The organism is Pacificispira sp. (assembly GCF_965228185.1).
GTDB lineage: Bacteria > Pseudomonadota > Alphaproteobacteria > UBA8366 > Aestuariispiraceae > Pacificispira.
On record NZ_CBDDHE010000002.1, the window covers coordinates 1 to 14879 of the forward strand.

The 14879-nt window shown below is 63.4% G+C and carries 18 protein-coding genes and 1 other RNA gene; 7 read left to right on the forward strand and 12 right to left on the reverse strand.

All coding sequences use genetic code 11. The features are described from left to right. Positions 1–46: 46 nt before the first annotated feature. From tolQ to ACO06O_RS00075, 6 genes are read right to left on the reverse strand one after another with little or no spacing between them, the layout of a single operon-like run. On the reverse strand, positions 47–796 hold the full coding sequence (tolQ, locus tag ACO06O_RS00050; protein ID WP_421875009.1) for a protein TolQ: 750 nt from the start codon (positions 794–796) through the stop codon (positions 47–49). A 3-nt stretch (positions 797–799) separates the two neighbouring features. Further along, on the reverse strand, positions 800–1237 hold the full coding sequence (gene ybgC / locus ACO06O_RS00055) for a tol-pal system-associated acyl-CoA thioesterase (RefSeq protein WP_421875011.1): 438 nt from the start codon (positions 1235–1237) through the stop codon (positions 800–802). After that, the gene (ruvB, locus tag ACO06O_RS00060) at positions 1227–2288 is read right to left on the reverse strand and encodes a Holliday junction branch migration DNA helicase RuvB (RefSeq protein WP_421876419.1); all 1062 of its coding nucleotides are present in this window, start codon (positions 2286–2288) and stop codon (positions 1227–1229) included. Before ruvB ends, ybgC begins: the two co-directional genes overlap by 11 nt. 5 nt (positions 2289–2293) lie before the next feature. Further along, a complete protein-coding gene (gene ruvA, locus ACO06O_RS00065; RefSeq protein WP_421875013.1) occupies positions 2294–2908 on the reverse strand; it encodes a Holliday junction branch migration protein RuvA in 615 nt (204 codons plus the stop codon). Between the two features lie 10 nt (positions 2909–2918). Next, positions 2919–3422, reverse strand: coding sequence for a crossover junction endodeoxyribonuclease RuvC (gene ruvC / locus ACO06O_RS00070; RefSeq protein ID WP_421875015.1), 504 nt, complete (start codon positions 3420–3422; stop codon positions 2919–2921). A 59-nt stretch (positions 3423–3481) separates the two neighbouring features. Further along, positions 3482–4234 (reverse strand): YebC/PmpR family DNA-binding transcriptional regulator, encoded by a 753-nt coding sequence (locus ACO06O_RS00075; RefSeq protein WP_421875017.1) that lies wholly within the window; start codon positions 4232–4234, stop codon positions 3482–3484. Between the two features lie 162 nt (positions 4235–4396). Here ACO06O_RS00075 and ACO06O_RS00080 point away from each other — a divergent pair, with 162 nt between their 5' ends. From ACO06O_RS00080 to ACO06O_RS00090, 3 genes are all read left to right on the forward strand, one after another. Further along, complete coding sequence (locus ACO06O_RS00080; RefSeq protein ID WP_421875019.1) at positions 4397–5044, forward strand: response regulator; 648 nt, start codon at positions 4397–4399, stop codon at positions 5042–5044. Between the two features lie 71 nt (positions 5045–5115). Beyond that, positions 5116–5628 carry a hypothetical protein gene (locus ACO06O_RS00085; protein WP_421875021.1) on the forward strand — a complete coding sequence of 171 codons (513 nt, stop codon included), beginning with the start codon at positions 5116–5118 and terminating at the stop codon, positions 5626–5628. Positions 5629–5855: 227 nt separating this feature from the next. After that, positions 5856–6317, forward strand: a complete 462-nt coding sequence (locus ACO06O_RS00090; protein ID WP_421875023.1) for a hypothetical protein — start codon at positions 5856–5858, stop codon at positions 6315–6317. A gap of 15 nt (positions 6318–6332) precedes the next feature. Here ACO06O_RS00090 and ACO06O_RS00095 read toward each other — a convergent pair whose 3' ends face one another. From ACO06O_RS00095 to ACO06O_RS00115, 5 genes are all read right to left on the reverse strand, one after another. After that, a complete protein-coding gene (locus ACO06O_RS00095; RefSeq protein ID WP_421875025.1) occupies positions 6333–7148 on the reverse strand; it encodes a TIGR00282 family metallophosphoesterase in 816 nt (271 codons plus the stop codon). Between the two features lie 4 nt (positions 7149–7152). Then, entirely contained in the window at positions 7153–7764 is a 612-nt protein-coding gene (locus ACO06O_RS00100) for a 5-formyltetrahydrofolate cyclo-ligase (protein WP_421875027.1), read from the reverse strand. A 67-nt stretch (positions 7765–7831) separates the two neighbouring features. Beyond that, positions 7832–7990, reverse strand: a non-coding RNA gene (gene ssrS, locus ACO06O_RS00105) — 6S RNA. A 13-nt stretch (positions 7991–8003) separates the two neighbouring features. After that, positions 8004–8396: a cell division protein ZapA gene (locus tag ACO06O_RS00110; RefSeq protein WP_421875029.1), complete on the reverse strand. Its 393-nt coding sequence runs from the start codon at positions 8394–8396 to the stop codon at positions 8004–8006. Positions 8397–8402: 6 nt separating this feature from the next. Then, complete coding sequence (locus ACO06O_RS00115; RefSeq protein ID WP_421875031.1) at positions 8403–8729, reverse strand: hypothetical protein; 327 nt, start codon at positions 8727–8729, stop codon at positions 8403–8405. A 188-nt stretch (positions 8730–8917) separates the two neighbouring features. On the opposite strand from ACO06O_RS00115, the gene tkt reads away from it, so the two are divergent. From tkt to ACO06O_RS00135, 4 genes are all read left to right on the forward strand, one after another. Then, positions 8918–10915, forward strand: coding sequence for a transketolase (gene tkt, locus ACO06O_RS00120; RefSeq protein ID WP_421875033.1), 1998 nt, complete (start codon positions 8918–8920; stop codon positions 10913–10915). Between the two features lie 39 nt (positions 10916–10954). Beyond that, positions 10955–11962 (forward strand): type I glyceraldehyde-3-phosphate dehydrogenase, encoded by a 1008-nt coding sequence (gene gap, locus ACO06O_RS00125; RefSeq protein ID WP_421875035.1) that lies wholly within the window; start codon positions 10955–10957, stop codon positions 11960–11962. 150 nt (positions 11963–12112) lie between these two features. Further along, complete coding sequence (locus ACO06O_RS00130; protein ID WP_421875037.1) at positions 12113–13054, forward strand: DMT family transporter; 942 nt, start codon at positions 12113–12115, stop codon at positions 13052–13054. Positions 13055–13247: 193 nt separating this feature from the next. Next, positions 13248–14288: a hypothetical protein gene (locus ACO06O_RS00135; protein ID WP_421875039.1), complete on the forward strand. Its 1041-nt coding sequence runs from the start codon at positions 13248–13250 to the stop codon at positions 14286–14288. 31 nt (positions 14289–14319) lie between these two features. Here the strand turns inward: ACO06O_RS00135 and ACO06O_RS00140 are convergent, their stop codons facing one another. Beyond that, positions 14320–14772, reverse strand: coding sequence for a VOC family protein (locus ACO06O_RS00140; protein ID WP_421875041.1), 453 nt, complete (start codon positions 14770–14772; stop codon positions 14320–14322). Positions 14773–14879: the final 107 nt, after the last annotated feature.

Genomic DNA, 14879 nt, shown 5'->3' on the forward strand with positions numbered 1-14879 from the left:
AGCCCGGGGCGGATGCCGCTATGATCCAAATGAGCGCCCATCGCGTTCAGCCCCGATCGTCGAGCTGACGCGAGATAATCGCGCCGAACTCACCCGAGAAGCTTTCCAGCCGCCCGGCATAACGGCCCAGATCGGAGGACAGCTTGTTGAAAGCCAGTGTCGCGGGAATGGCCGCGACCAGCCCCAGCGCCGTGGCGAACAGGGCTTCCGCGATCCCCGGCGCGACGACGGCCAGGCTGGTCTGGTTGGTGGCGGCGATGGAGGAGAAGGAATTCATGATCCCCCAAACCGTGCCGAACAGTCCGACGAAGGGCGCCGCCGATCCGACCGACGCCAGGAAGGGCAGATACCGTTCCAGCTTGTCTATCTCGCGGTTCATGGTCAGTTGCATCACCCGTTCGATCCGCTGCTGCAGACCGACTGCGGAGCCGGAGGATACCCGGCCGGCCGACCGTTCCCACTCGCGCATGGCGGAGGAGAAGACCGACGACATCGGATCGGCGGGATATTGCCCGATCCGCCCGTACAGTTCCTCCAGCGAACCGCCCGACCAGAAAGCGTCTTCGAACTTGTTGGCCAGGCGCGCCATGCGGCGGAACCGCAGGGATTTCTCGAAGATGATCGCCCAGGTCCAGATCGAGGCGAGGATCAAAATGATCATCACGATCTTGACGACCACATCCGCCTGAAGGAACAGCGAGAAGATCGACAATTCGTGTCCGCCGACCGGCAACTGACCGGCGATTACCGTATCGAGGATACCGGAGGGGGCCGCGCCGCCCGTTTGCTCTTCCATGGTCTACCCTTTTCCTTCTTCTTGGACGCCACAGACACCGACCAGAGCCTGGCGCACATGCGGCGGCAGACGCGACGGGCGTCCCGAGGCGTCTACCACTCCCAACGTGACGGCCAATTCGCACAAGATCGTGTCATTTCTAAGGACATATTGGGCCATCTCGAACTTCGCCCCATGCACTCGGGTCAGCCGCGTTTCGACCGTCAAAAGGTCGTCCAACCTCGCCGGTTTGAGATAGTCCACAAGGCAGCGCCGGACAACGAAACCAAGCCCGTGATCCTGTGCCATGGCCCGATGATCGTGCCCCAGATCACGCAGGAATTCGGTCCGTCCGCGCTCTGCAAATTTCAGGTAGTTGGCGTAATAGACGATGCCGCCGGAATCCGTGTCCTCGTAATATACGCGGATATCCGTGCTGTGCGCCGCGCCCTTACTTGCCATTGCCGGTCCCGTCCGCCGGGGCGGCCTTCTGCAACAGATCCAACTGCGCCGCCGTCGTAGCGGGCATGTCGAGACCGATATAGGACCAGCCTTGCCGCGTCAGCATCCGGCCGCGCGGCGTACGCTGGACCAGGCCCTGTTGAATCAGAAAGGGCTCCACGACCTCTTCCAACACATCGCGCTCATTCCCCAGCGCGGCGGCAAGGGTCTCTGCCCCGACCGGTCCGCCGCCGTAATTCTCCGCGATGTTGTTAAGGTAGCGCCGATCCATTGCGTCCAAGCCCCGGGAATCCACATCCAGGCGCAGCAGCGCCCGATCGGCGGCACCGGCATCGATCGCCCCCTCCCCCGCCACGGCGGCGAAGTCGCGGACCCGGCGCAGCAGGCGGTTGGCGACGCGCGGCGTGCCCCGACTGCGGCGGGCGACCTCACGCGCGCCGTCCCCGGTCATGTCCATGGACAGGACCCGCGCGGCGCGCCGGACGATTTCGGTCAACTCGTCCTCGGTATAGAAATTCATATGCAGCGGGATGCCGAAGCGTTCGCGCAACGGCGTGGTGATCAGACCGGCGCGGGTCGTCGCCGCGACCAGGGTGAAAGGCGGCAGATCGATGCGCACGGACCGCGCCGCCGGCCCCTCCCCGATGATCAGGTCGAGCTGAAAATCCTCCATCGCCGGATAGAGAATTTCTTCGACCGCCGGGGACAGACGATGGATCTCGTCGATGAACAATACGTCGCGCGGCTGAAGATTGGTCAACAGCGCCGCCAGATCGCCCGCCTTGGCGATAACCGGGCCGGAGGTCGCGCGGAAACCGACACCCAACTCGCGGCTGACGATCTGGGCCAGGGTGGTCTTGCCCAGACCGGGCGGCCCATAGAACAGCACATGGTCCATCGCCTCGCCGCGTCCACGCGCCGCGTCGACGAAGATCTTCAGGTTCTCCTTGACCGCGCCTTGCCCCACGAACTCCGCGAGGGTCAGCGGCCGCACGGTACTGTCGCGCTGATCTTCCTCGGCCGCCTGCGGGCTGACCATGCGGCCGTCCATATCGCTCATCGGCTAAGTTCCTTGAGCGCGCCCCGGATCAGGGCGGAGACGTCGCCGCCGCCGTCGCGGGATGCCTTGGCGACCGCCGTGAAGGCCTCGCTGCGGCCATAGCCGAGATTGATCAGGGCGGAAACCGCGTCCTCCGCAGCCCCGGCATCGGCCGCCGGTGCGGCATCGCCCTCTTTGGTGCCTTTGGCCGCGACCGGACCCAGCGCCATGCCACCGACCTTGTCCTTCAGTTCCGCGACAACCCTTTGCGCCAGTTTCGGACCGACGCCGTTGGCGCGCGCCACAGCGGCCTTGTCCTGGGCTGCCACCGCCTGCACCAGCGCCTCTGGCGTCAGCACGGACAGGATGGCCAGGGCGACCCGGGCGCCGACCCCCTGGACGGTCAGCAATAGGCGGAACCAGTCGCGGTCGCCCCGGTCCAGGAAGCCATAGAGATTGATGTGATCCTCGCGGACATGGGTTTCGATTTCCAATCGAACCGCCTCGCCCCGTCCCGGCAGTTTGCCCAGGGTCCGTGAAGAGCAATGAACCAGATAGCCGACGCCGCCGACATCGACGATCACCGTATCGTCGTCGACCTCGTCCAGGATGCCTTTCAGCCGCGCGAACATCCGAGCCCCCTCACCGCGCGCCGATGCCGGCGGCCCAGCGCCGGTCGGTGTCGGCGTGATGTCCGTGACAGATCGCGACGGCGAGGGCATCCGCCGCGTCCTCGCTGTCGGGATTGCAGCCGGGCAGCAGGGTGCGGACCATGATGCCGATCTGATCCTTGGTCGCGCCGCCCGTCCCGACGACCGCCTGCTTCACCGATTTCGCGGCGTATTCCGAGACAGGCAGACCGAAGAGCGCGGGCACCAACAGGACCACACCGCGCGCATGCCCCAGCTTCAAGGTCGTGCCCGGATTCTTGTTCAGGAAGGTTTCCTCGACCCCCGCCTCATCCGGCTGCCAGTCGCGAATGACCGCACTTACGCCGTCATGAAGCGCCTTAAGGCGGTCTGCCATAGCCCCATCACTGGGCGGATGCACCGTCCCGCAGGCGACAAACCGCAGATGGCCGTCGCGGCTATCCACGACGCCCCAGCCGGTATGCCGGAGACCCGGATCGAGACCGAGAATGCGCATCGCTCTTACCAAACTCCCCAAACCATGCGGCCGCAGGCCGGGGCAAATTGCGCCTCGGCCTAGCCGTTCGCGATCTTTTCCATCACCTCATCGGAGATGTCGTAGTTCGCGTATACATTCTGAACGTCGTCATTGTCGTCCAGATTGTCGAGCAGACGTAGCAGCGATTCTGCCGCGTCGCCATCGACAGGTGTCAGATTCTGCGGTTTCCACACTAGCTTCGATTCGTCGGGCTCGCCGAAGCGTTCTTCCAAGGCCTGGGAAACCTCACTCAAATCCTCAGCCGCGCAGATGATTTCATGCGCGTCTTCGCTGCTGACGACGTCTTCGGCTCCCGCTTCCAAAGCGGCCTCGAAGACTGTTTCGGCATCCGCCGCATCGCCTTTCAAGACGACCTGTCCGACCCGGTCGAACATGAAGGAAACGGAGCCGGTTTCCCCCATATTGCCGCCGCCCTTGTTGAAGATGGAGCGAATGTCCGCAGCCGAACGGTTTCTATTGTCGGTCAGGACGTCGACGATAATGGCGACGCCCGCCGGGCCATAGCCTTCATAGCGGATTTCCTCGTAATCCGTGCCGTCGCCGCCGCCGGCGCCTTTCTGGATCGCACGTTCGATATTGTCCTTGGGCATCGACTGGGCGCGCGCGGTCTGGATCGCCAGGCGCAGGCGCGAATTGGAATCGGGATCGCCGCCACCCATCTTGGCGGCGACCATGATCTCCTTCCCCAGTTTCGCGAAGAGCTGCGCGCGCTTTTTGTCCTGCGCGCCCTTGCGATGCATGATGTTCTTGAATTTCGAATGGCCGGCCATGGTCTCACCATACGGATGTCCGGCCCCGATCTGACATGGTCGGCCGGAAGGTTGATTGTCTTTTGCCGATATCTCGCACAGATTAAATCTGTTCGAACGGCCGGTCGGGATCGATCCTATCCGCGAAGTTCGATCCCTCCGGCAATCGGCGGAGCAGTGATTATGCTCTTGCCGGCGGTTTTGCAATGGCCGGATAGGAGAAACGATGTTGCATCGCAATACGATCCCTCGAACAATGAAATCGTTTACAATGCAAATTCTCGACCGGCCGGGACGTTCGCGAAAGCCCGCTGCCGGGCCCTGCGCCGTCAACAGCATGGTCTACCAATGGCCTTAGATTTCAGTCTCTTGAATGTCATGATCGTTGACGACAATCCCCATATGCGGATCCTCATTCGCAGCATTCTTCTGGGATTTGGCGTCAAAAACATTCATGAGTGTCCCGACGGGTCGGAAGCCATCGCCGAACTGCATCATTGGCCTGCCGACATCGTCTTCGCGGATTGGATGATGGAGCCATTGGACGGTCTGGACTTTACCCGTCTGATCCGAACCGCCGATGACAGTCCCAATCGGTTCGTGCCGATTATCATGTTGACTGGACACACGGAACGCCATCGCATCGTCGAAGCTCGGGATGCTGGCGTCACCGAGTTTCTGGCAAAGCCTGTGACCGCCAATGGCTTGTACGCACGGCTCAGAAGTGTGATCGAAAACCCGCGGCAGTTCGTGCAGTCGCAATCCTTTTCGGGCCCGGATCGTCGGCGCCGCACGGAGGATCTCGATGATCCTGACAGGCGCAAGGATTGAACCTGACGACAATCAAGGTAGAATCAGATTAGACAGTTGTGCCCTTTTAGATTGTCGGATGTCAGGACGCGATGAACGACGGTAATGGAAAGACCGCAGACGGAACCGGCGCACAAATCTTCTCGCCGCCGAACACGGTCCGGAAGAAAGTCACCGGCAGCGGCGGTCCGACACCGGAAATGTTGGCGAAAGCCGATGCCGCCATCAAAAAGATGACAGAGGATTATCCATCCTGGGCCATCAACGAAGTGGACCGTCTCGGCGAACTGATCCAGTCAGAGGCCGACGATCAGACGCGGGATCAGGAGCGCCTGAAGGAGGCATACAAGCTGTCCCACGACATGCGTGGCCAGGGTGGCAGTTTCGGATATCCGATGATCACCGGCGTGGCCGGGTCCTTCTGTAATTTCGTCAATTCCTTGGACGCGATCGACGGCAAGGCGGTCGATATCCTGCAAGCCCATGTGAAGGCGATGCGGGCCGTGCTGCAGAATCGGATCGCCGGGGACGGCGGCCCGATCGGTGCAAAGATTCTGGACGGTTTGAACAAGGCCGTTGCGAAATATGCCGCAAGCAAGGGCTGAATTCGCCCGAATTAACACTTAATAAATTTTCTTGCGGCAGATTGACGATCCATCCGGTTGGGTTGCGCCGTCTCTATTTTTCGTTTGCGCGCGAAGCCCGCCAAACCGGCCCATTTGCCGGCCCGGATTCGATTGTCGGTGCCCGACGGCAATATGAACGCGAGTTATCCGGCATGGCAAAAGACGATACGACCAAGCAAGGCACGGAACCGATGCGAGATGCTGTCATGAGAGACCTTCGCCCGATGGGCGTCCACAGCCGGGGCGGCCCCACGCCGGAAATGCTGGCGAAGGCGAATGCGACGATCGACAAGATGACCCAGGACTTCCCGAACTGGGCAAGCAAGGATGTCGACAAGCTGGACGCCATGCTGGCGGAATTGGCGTCAGGAGATGCCGATCCGGCCATGATCAAGGATGTCTATAAGCTGGCCCATGACATGCGCGGCCAGGGCGGCAGTTTCGGCTATCCGGTCGTTACCGGCGTGGCCGGGTCCTTCTGCAAATTCGTCAACAGTCTTGACGAGATCGACCAAGGCGCGATCGAAATCCTGCAGGCCCATGTAAAGGCATTGCGGGCGGTATTGCAGAACAAGATCGCCGGGGACGGAGGTCCGATCGGGGCAAAAATTCAGGACGGCTTGGACCGCGCCGTCGCCCGCTATCACGAAAAGCGCGCCGAAGGTTAATCCGGCCAGGCTAGGTTAGACAGGCCAAGCTCGGGACAGCCGCCCGCCAACCCGGATCGGCAGGATCTTGGCCGCGAGTCCGGTCTTCGGATCGGTTTCCACCACCGTACCGCAGACGGTCGCGTCGCCTTCCGCAGGCTGCATGCGCGGCTTCGGCAATTGGTTCAGGAACCGGCCTAGCGACGCTTCCTTTTGCATGCCGATCACGCTGTCATAATCGCCGCACATCCCGGCATCGGTCTGATAGCCGGTGCCGTTCTCCAGGACGTGCGCATCTGCCGTCGGCACATGGGTATGGGTGCCGACAACCAGGCTCGCGCGGCCATCGCAATAATGGCCGATGCCGTACTTCTCCGACGTCGCCTCGCCATGCATGTCGACCAGCACGAAATCGAAGCCGCTTTCGGACGGAGTGGCGACCGGCAGCGCGCTTTCCAGCACGTCGAACGGATTGTCCAGCAGTTCCATGAACAGCCGGCACATGACATTGATGACCAAGACCCGCGCGCCGTCGCGGGTTTCGAACAGGCCGACCCCACGTCCCGGCGTGCCCTTGGGAAAGTTGGCCGGGCGCAGCAGGCGCGGCTCCTCATCGATGAACGGCAGAATTTCCGCGCGGTCCCAGGAATGGTTACCGCCTGTGATGACATCGACGCCGGCCTCGAACAACTCCTCGCAATTCTTCGGGGAAATCCCGAAGCCGTGGGTCGCGTTCTCGCCATTCGCGACGATGAAGTCCAAACCGAGTTGCGCGCGCAGCCGCGGCACTTCCTCGATTACTGCCTCGCGGCCGGACCGGCCGACGATATCGCCCAGAAACATGACTTTCACGACTTCATTCCTCTCCGGCCGGACGGAAGGCCCCCGCCTCCGTCACGATCCAATCCAGCGGCTGGTCGTAAACGCCGCGCGGGACAATGTCCACTTCCTGACCCGCAAAAGCGACGCCGACCGCCGTGACGGACTTGGTCCGGCGCAGGGCTTCGAGACTGCGGTCATAGAATCCCCCGCCATAGCCCAACCGGTATCCGGCCCGGTCAAAGGCCAGCATCGGGACGATCAGAATGTCCGGCGCGACCGCCGGGGCGCTGTCCGCCGGGGCCTTGGTGCCGAAGGCTTCCGTCACCAGGGGATCGCCAGGCGACCACAGGCGGAATACCAGCGGCTGGGCCGGGGCGATGACACAGGGCAGGCAAATCTTACAGCCGGCGCCGCGCGCGGCTTCCAAAAGCGACAGGACATCGATCTCGCTGCCGATGGGCAGAAAGCCGGATACGATGGCACCCGATGCCGGCTTCAGCGCACGGACGAAAGCATCGGCAACGCTCTGCGAGGCCTTGTCGCCCGCTGCCTGTTTCGCCGCCTTGCGTGCGGCGGACGCGGCCTTGCGCGCCGCGACCTTGATCTGGGCCAGGTCGCTGGAATCGTTCTTCGCCGTCTCGGTCATGGCTCCGCCATTGTCTATGCCGACCACGGGGCCTCGGACGGCTTGGGTCTTCGGATGGTTCGGGCGGGCGCGGCCACATCCGCCGTGGCCTCTTCTCTTATCCTCTGGAGCCTACAATAGTAGGTGGGCGCCGCGGTACCAGGACCTGGGTCCCGGCAGAGACAGCTCCCAAGAGGAGAGTATAGCCCCCGGGACAAGTTTGGCTTCACGCACGGCGCAGCACGCGCCCGTGCCCTTAATTAGGCATCTTCCAGCGATGCAGCAATAGAGGAGATGCGATCCGTCGCCGCGGCAAGCTGCGCTTCCAGCTCCGCGACACGGCGCTCGGCCGCTTCGGCGCGGGCTTCTGCGGCTTCCGCGCGACCATCATCGGCAGGGGCGGCGGCCGGGGCGGCAGCAGGTGCCGGCGCGCTCTGCCCGTCCAGTTCGGCAGCCAGATCGGCCATCCGGTCGACCAGCGAAAGACCGGCGATGACCAGCAGGCGCGTGTCCCCGACTTGGCCGATTGCAGAGGCCAGGCCGCTGACTTCCTCGTCCAGCGCCGCCGCCAATTCACGCAGGCGCGGTTCCTGGCCGTCTTCGCAGGCGACGGTATAGGGCCGCCCGTTGATTGAGATGGATACCTGAGCCATCGTTTCCTACTCCGCAGCCGGACCGGTTTCGAGCGCCGAGAGCAGATCATCCACCCGCGCGGTCGCGGCGTCGACCTTGCGCAGGGCCTGCCCGCGCCGCGTTTCGGCCTCGCCGAGCGCGGACTTGAGGGACGCGTTTTCGGCCTTCAGGGTGGCGACTTCTTCTCGCAGCGCCGTCAGTTCAGCCGCGCTTTCGTCTTCCGCAACAGCGGGCTGCGGGGCTTGCGCCGCCGCTTCAGCCGCGTCCTGGGCCGCCTGAACGCGGGCGTCGACGGCGTCCCGCAGGCGCGTCAGGGCGGCCTCCAGCTCGGCGGGCAAGGCGGGGTCAGTCATCGGCGCAAACCTTGTCGAATTTCCATCGCTTCGAAACTAGGCCAAGCCGCCGCGCAGCGTCAACCGATCCGCGCGCGGCCATGCGTCCGGACAAATAGGCAGATTTCCGCGACGAATCGGTTGACCGGATGGGTCGGTCTGGGCATGTTGCCGCCGCTTTCGACCCCCTACCAGGACAAGCGACAGATATGCCCGCAGCGCAAACCGACCAAGCCGCCCTGAAACACATGGCGAACGCCATCCGCGCCCTGTCCATGGACAGTGTGGAACGCGCCAAATCCGGCCATCCCGGCATGCCGATGGGCATGGCCGACGTCGCCACGGTCCTGTTTACGAAATTCCTGAAGTATGACGCCGCCGCGCCGAACTGGCCGGATCGCGACCGTTTCGTTCTGTCCGCCGGACACGGATCGATGCTGCAATATTCGCTGCTGTATCTGACCGGGTACAAGGACATGTCGCTGGACGATCTGAAGAATTTCCGTCAGATCGGTTCCAAGACGGCCGGCCATCCGGAGTTCGGCCACGCGTCCGGTATCGAGACCACGACCGGGCCGCTGGGCCAGGGTCTGGCCAACGCCGTCGGCATGGCGCTGGCGGAACGGCTGCTGGCCGCGCGCTTCGGCGACGACCTGGTCGATCACTATACCTATGTCATCGCCGGTGACGGCTGCCTGATGGAAGGGATCAGCCACGAGGCGATCTCGATGGCAGGCCATCTGAAACTGTCGAAGCTGATTGTCCTGTTCGACGATAACGGCATTTCCATCGACGGTCCGACCTCGCTGTCGGTGTCGGACGATCAGGCTGCCCGCTTCAAGGCCTCGGGCTGGGATGTGCGCAGCGTCGACGGCCACGATCCGGATGCCATCGAAAAAGCCATCAAGGCTGCCAAGCGCACCAAGAAACCGTCGATGATCGCCTGCAAGACGACGATCGGCTATGGCGCGCCCAAGAAGGCTGGGACCGCCGGCAGCCACGGTGCGCCGCTGGGTTCCGAAGAAATCGACGGCGCCCGCAAGGCGCTGGGCTGGAGTGACGCGCCCTATGACATTCCGGCCGACGTTCTGGACGCCTGGCGCGCCGCCGGGGCCCAGGGCGCCAAAGCCCGCGAATCCTGGGAAATCCGTCTGGCCGACGCCGATGCGGAAAAGCATGCGCAATTCACCCGCGCCCTTGCCGGCAAGCTGCCGGAAGGTTGGGAAATCGCGCTGACCAAGTACAAGAAGAAGCTGTCGGAAGACGCGCCGAAACTGGCAACCCGCGCCGCCTCTCAGAAGGCGTTGGAAGTCCTGACCGAGGCGATTCCGGAAATGATCGGCGGGTCCGCCGATCTGACCGGGTCGAACAACACCAAGACCCCGGCCACCGCGCCGATCTCCGCCGACGATTTCTCCGGCCGCTATGTCTATTACGGCGTTCGCGAGCACGGCATGGCGGCGGCGATGAACGGCATGGCGCTGCATGGCGGGATCATTCCCTATGGCGGCACCTTCCTGGTCTTCACGGATTACTGCCGCCCGTCGATCCGCCTGTCCGCCCTGATGGGGCAGCGGGTTGTCTATGTCATGACCCACGATTCGATCGGACTGGGCGAAGACGGGCCGACACACCAGCCGGTGGAGCATCTGGCAGCCCTGCGCGCCATTCCGAATTTGAATGTCTTCCGCCCCTGCGACGCGGTCGAGACCGCCGAATGCTGGGCCCTGGCGCTCAGCACCGAGGGTACGCCGTCGGTCCTGGCGCTGACCCGCCAAGGCCTGCCGACGATCCGCACTATCCCACAGGACGAGAACCTGTGCGCCCGCGGCGGTTACGTCATGCTGGAAGCAGCCGCCGGACCGCGCCAGGTCACGCTGCTGGCGACCGGGTCCGAAGTCGAAATCGCCGCCGAGGCGCGCGCCGCGCTGGAAGCGGACGGCATCGGCACGGCCGTCGTCTCCGTCCCGTGTTTCGAGCTGTTCGCGAAACAGGATGACGCCTACCGCGAAAGCGTGTTGGGCAAGGGCGGCCTGCGCATCGGGATCGAGGCCGCGATCCAACAGGGTTGGGAACCTTTGCTGGGGCAGGACGGTCTGTTCATTGGGATGAACAGCTTCGGCGCGTCGGGTCCGTATGAAGCACTGTACAAGCATTTCGGGATAACCGCGTCTGCGGTGGTGGATGCAGCCAAAAAGCGGCTGTGACAACAAAGACCAGTAACACTGGAAGGAAGGAGTATCGCCATGGCGGTTCGGGTTGCGATTAACGGTTTCGGTCGGATCGGCCGGTTGGTTCTGCGCGCGGCGATGGAAGCCGGCCGCAAGGACATCGAATTCGTCGCGATCAACGATCTGGGTTCGGTTGAAGCCAACGCCCATCTGCTGAAATACGACACCGTCCACGGACGCTTCCCGGGCGATGTCTCGACCGGCGACGACTGGATGGATCTGGGCGCGGGCAAGATCAAAGTGACCGCCGTGCGCAATCCGGCGGAACTGCCGTGGAAGGAACTGGGCATCGACATCGCCCTGGAATGCACCGGCATCTTCGCGTCCAAGGACAAGGCCGCGGCCCATATCGACGCCGGCGCCAAGCGCGTCCTGGTGTCGGCCCCGTGCTCCGGCGCGGATGCGACCATCGTCTATGGCGTCAATGACGATACGCTGACGGCTGACCACACGGTCGTGTCGAACGCGTCCTGCACCACGAACTGCCTGGCGCCGGTCGCCGCCGTCCTGCACAAGGCCGTCGGGATCCAGCGCGGCTTCATGTCGACGATCCACGCCTTCACCGGCGACCAGCGCACGGTCGACACGCTGCACAGCGATCTGCGCCGTGCCCGAGCCGCCAGCATGTCGATGATCCCGACCTCCACCGGCGCCGCGAAGGCCGTCGGCCTGGTGCTGCCGGAACTGGCGGGCAAGCTGGACGGCACGGCCATCCGTGTCCCGACCGCCAACGTCTCGCTGATCGACCTGAAGTTCGACGCCGCCAAGGCGACGACGGTCGAGGAAGTGAACAACGCGATCAAGGCCGCCGCCGAAGGCCCGCTGAAAGGCGTGCTGGCGACGAATGAAGAGCCGCTGGTCTCGATCGACTTCAACCACAACCCGGCCAGCTCGACCTTCGATCTGACCCAGACCCAGGTCGTCGACGGCACGCTGGTCCGTGTGCTGAGCTGGTACGACAACGAGTGGGGCTTCTCCAACCGCATGTCCGACACGGCCATCGCGATGGGCAAGCTCGGCTAAGGTCGATCCGCATCGGATTACAAGCGGGCCTCCGGCAGCAGCCGGGGGCCCGTTTCGTTTGGCGCATCTCACCGGATGCCTGTCGCAAGTTTCGGGTGTCGCGGTCTCGGCGGCACGGCTAAGGTCGCCTGCCCCTAACGAGAGAACCACATGACCCAGACAACCGGAACCGCCCGGGCGATGACGCCCGGGGAATGGCTGATGCTGCTGACCCTGTCCCTGATCTGGGGCGGGTCGTTCTTCTTCAACGAGATCGCGGTGCGCGAGTTGCCGACCTTCACGGTCGTCGTGGCCCGCGTCGTGCTGGCCGCGGCGATCCTGCATCTGGTCTTGATCGCGCGCGGACAGCGCCTGCCCTTGACCGCCGCCGTCTGGTTGGCCTTCTTCGGCATGGGCCTGCTGAACAACGCGGTTCCGTTCAGTCTCCTGGTCTGGGGGCAGACCCACATCACCTCCGGGCTGGCGTCGATATTGAACGCGATGACGCCCCTGTTCACCGTTCTGGTCGCCCATATCGCAACCAGCGACGAAAAACTGAATGCCGGTCGGGTTCTGGGCGTCGTCGTCGCCCTGTCCGGGGTTGCGGTGATGATCGGCGCGGACGCCTTGGTCGGTTTGGCGGACGATGTCCTGGCGCAGCTCGCTTGCGTCGGGGCCGCCGTATCCTATGCCTGCGCCGGGATTTTCGGGCGCCGCTTCCGCCGCCTCGGTCTGACGCCTCTGGCGACTTCGACCGGTCAGGTCACCGCGTCCAGCCTTCTGATGCTGCCGCTGGTGCTGCTGATCGACCAGCCCTGGACCCTGCCCATGCCCAGCCTGGCCGCCATCGGGGCGCTGCTGGGGGTCGGCATCCTGTGCACCGCCATCGCCTACCTGCTTTATTTCCGGATCCTGTCTTCGGCCGGCGCCACCAGTATCTCTCTGGTCACCTTTCTGGTGCCGGTCAGTGCGATCCTGCTGGGCGTCGTCTTCCTGGGCGAGGTGTTGGAAGTGAAGCATGTTTTGGGGATGGCGGCGATCGGGTTCGGCCTTGCGGCGATTGACGGGCGCCCGGCCGCAGCGCTGCGGCGCCGCTGGACGACGGCCGCCTGACACCGGTAGCTTGAATCCCGATGACTCTCCTGCCACTTAATGGTATAAAGATTGCTAGAGCGTATAGGTCCGGGTCGTCAGAAGGCGGTCCGACAGAGCCGACAGAAGTGGAAAGGCCAGCGCCATGTCGCTGTTCACGCCCCTGATCAATGCCATCACCGGGTCCTCTGGGACCAGCGGTGTTTCCAGCATTTTGAGCGCGGGTACGCGGGGCCAGACTCTGGGATCCGGCACCAGCGCCGTCGCCAATATTCAGCGCACGCTCGACGCCGCAAAGGCGGATGCCGGCAAGCAGCAGATCATGGCGGCCGTCCAACTGCGCATTCAAGGCATTGTGGAAGGCCTGGTCGAACCCCGGGAAGTTTGGGAAAAGGTTGCCGGTTTCTCCGCGATCACCGGTCAGCCCTTCACCTATTCCGTCGATAGTGCCGGCCAGATCGAAATTCAGTCGCAGACGGTGGACGACCTGTCGTTCGTCAATCCCGGTCAGCGCGAGGCGATGCGCGCCGCGCTCAACCGTCTCGACGAGGTTCGCAGCGCAGTCGACACTGTCGTGACCAAGGCCAATCTGCGCTCGACATTGACCGGCGCGGTCGCCCGGATCGATCAACTGGAGCTTCATGCCCCGGCCGAGGCGCAGTGGGAACGCGATTTTCAAACGGTCAAGAAGCTGGGGCGGCCCGTTCTTGTGGGTCTCAGCCCGGACGGCAATCTGCGCGCGATCAATCAGCTCGAATCGAACTTCGACTATGTCGAAGACCCTGCCAAACGCCTGAAGCTCCAGGCGGCAGGCCGCGAACTGACCAACATCCTGAACGGCACCACCAGCGCCACCAAGAGCTGGCACTACGAGGCCTTGGGCAACAAGCTGGAAAAAGACGATTATTTCCTGGATGTGGACACCAACAACGAGATTGTGGTCCGCCGCAACCGCGACCGGCGCGGCGTGTCCGCCGTCCGGCCGCTGTTTCAGCAGGCTGGAAACAGCGATTTCCACATCATCCCGGAATTTCTGAAGGCGACCTCCGAGGACAACCGGATTTTCAAGGCCAATTGGGAACGGGAGGCCGCCGCGCTGATCCAGGCGAAGAAGCCTTTCCATCTGGAGATTCAAGGCGACCGAGTCATCGTGCGCGAAACCAATTTCGCCACCGTCCGCCGCCTGGATATTCTGAACTCGGTGACCGGCGGGGCGGCGAAGGTCGGTCAGGCGACCGTCAACATCATCTCCTGATCGCGAGTCCCGACGGTCGGAAATCGCCGGCTCAATCCGGCGGCATGCCTTTCGAGCGCAATTCACCGACCGCCTTGTCGTTCTTCTTCAGGTCGCTCATCCCCATTCCGCGCAGGACGTTCGGTGCCTTGCTGAATTGGACATTCTCGTAGGCGACGATCTCGACCATATTCCCCCAAGGGTCCCGGAAATCCAGGAACCGCCGGTCTTCGACCGAAACGCCGGCTTCCGCCAGCAGGGTGCGGAACCGTTCTTTGTCATCGACGACCAGTCCGAAATGACGGCCACTCTGCGGATCGGTCGGGTCGGCCTTGGACAGGGCGATGAACTGGTCGCCCAGATCGATAAAGGCGTCGGTTTCGCTCTTGCCTCGCAGCGTGATCTCGAAGAACTGACCATAGAAAGCCAGGGCCGCATCGATATCCCCGACTTCGATGGCGACATGGTTGATACCAACCGCCCGCACTTTCGCTGTTCTAGTCATTCGATCCTCGCTTCCCGATATCTTCGAGATATAGCGGAGACGGTCGCGGCGCGCCGCCTCGTATTTCTGTCCCTGAGACCAAGCTATGCTGAGACAAACTATGCTGG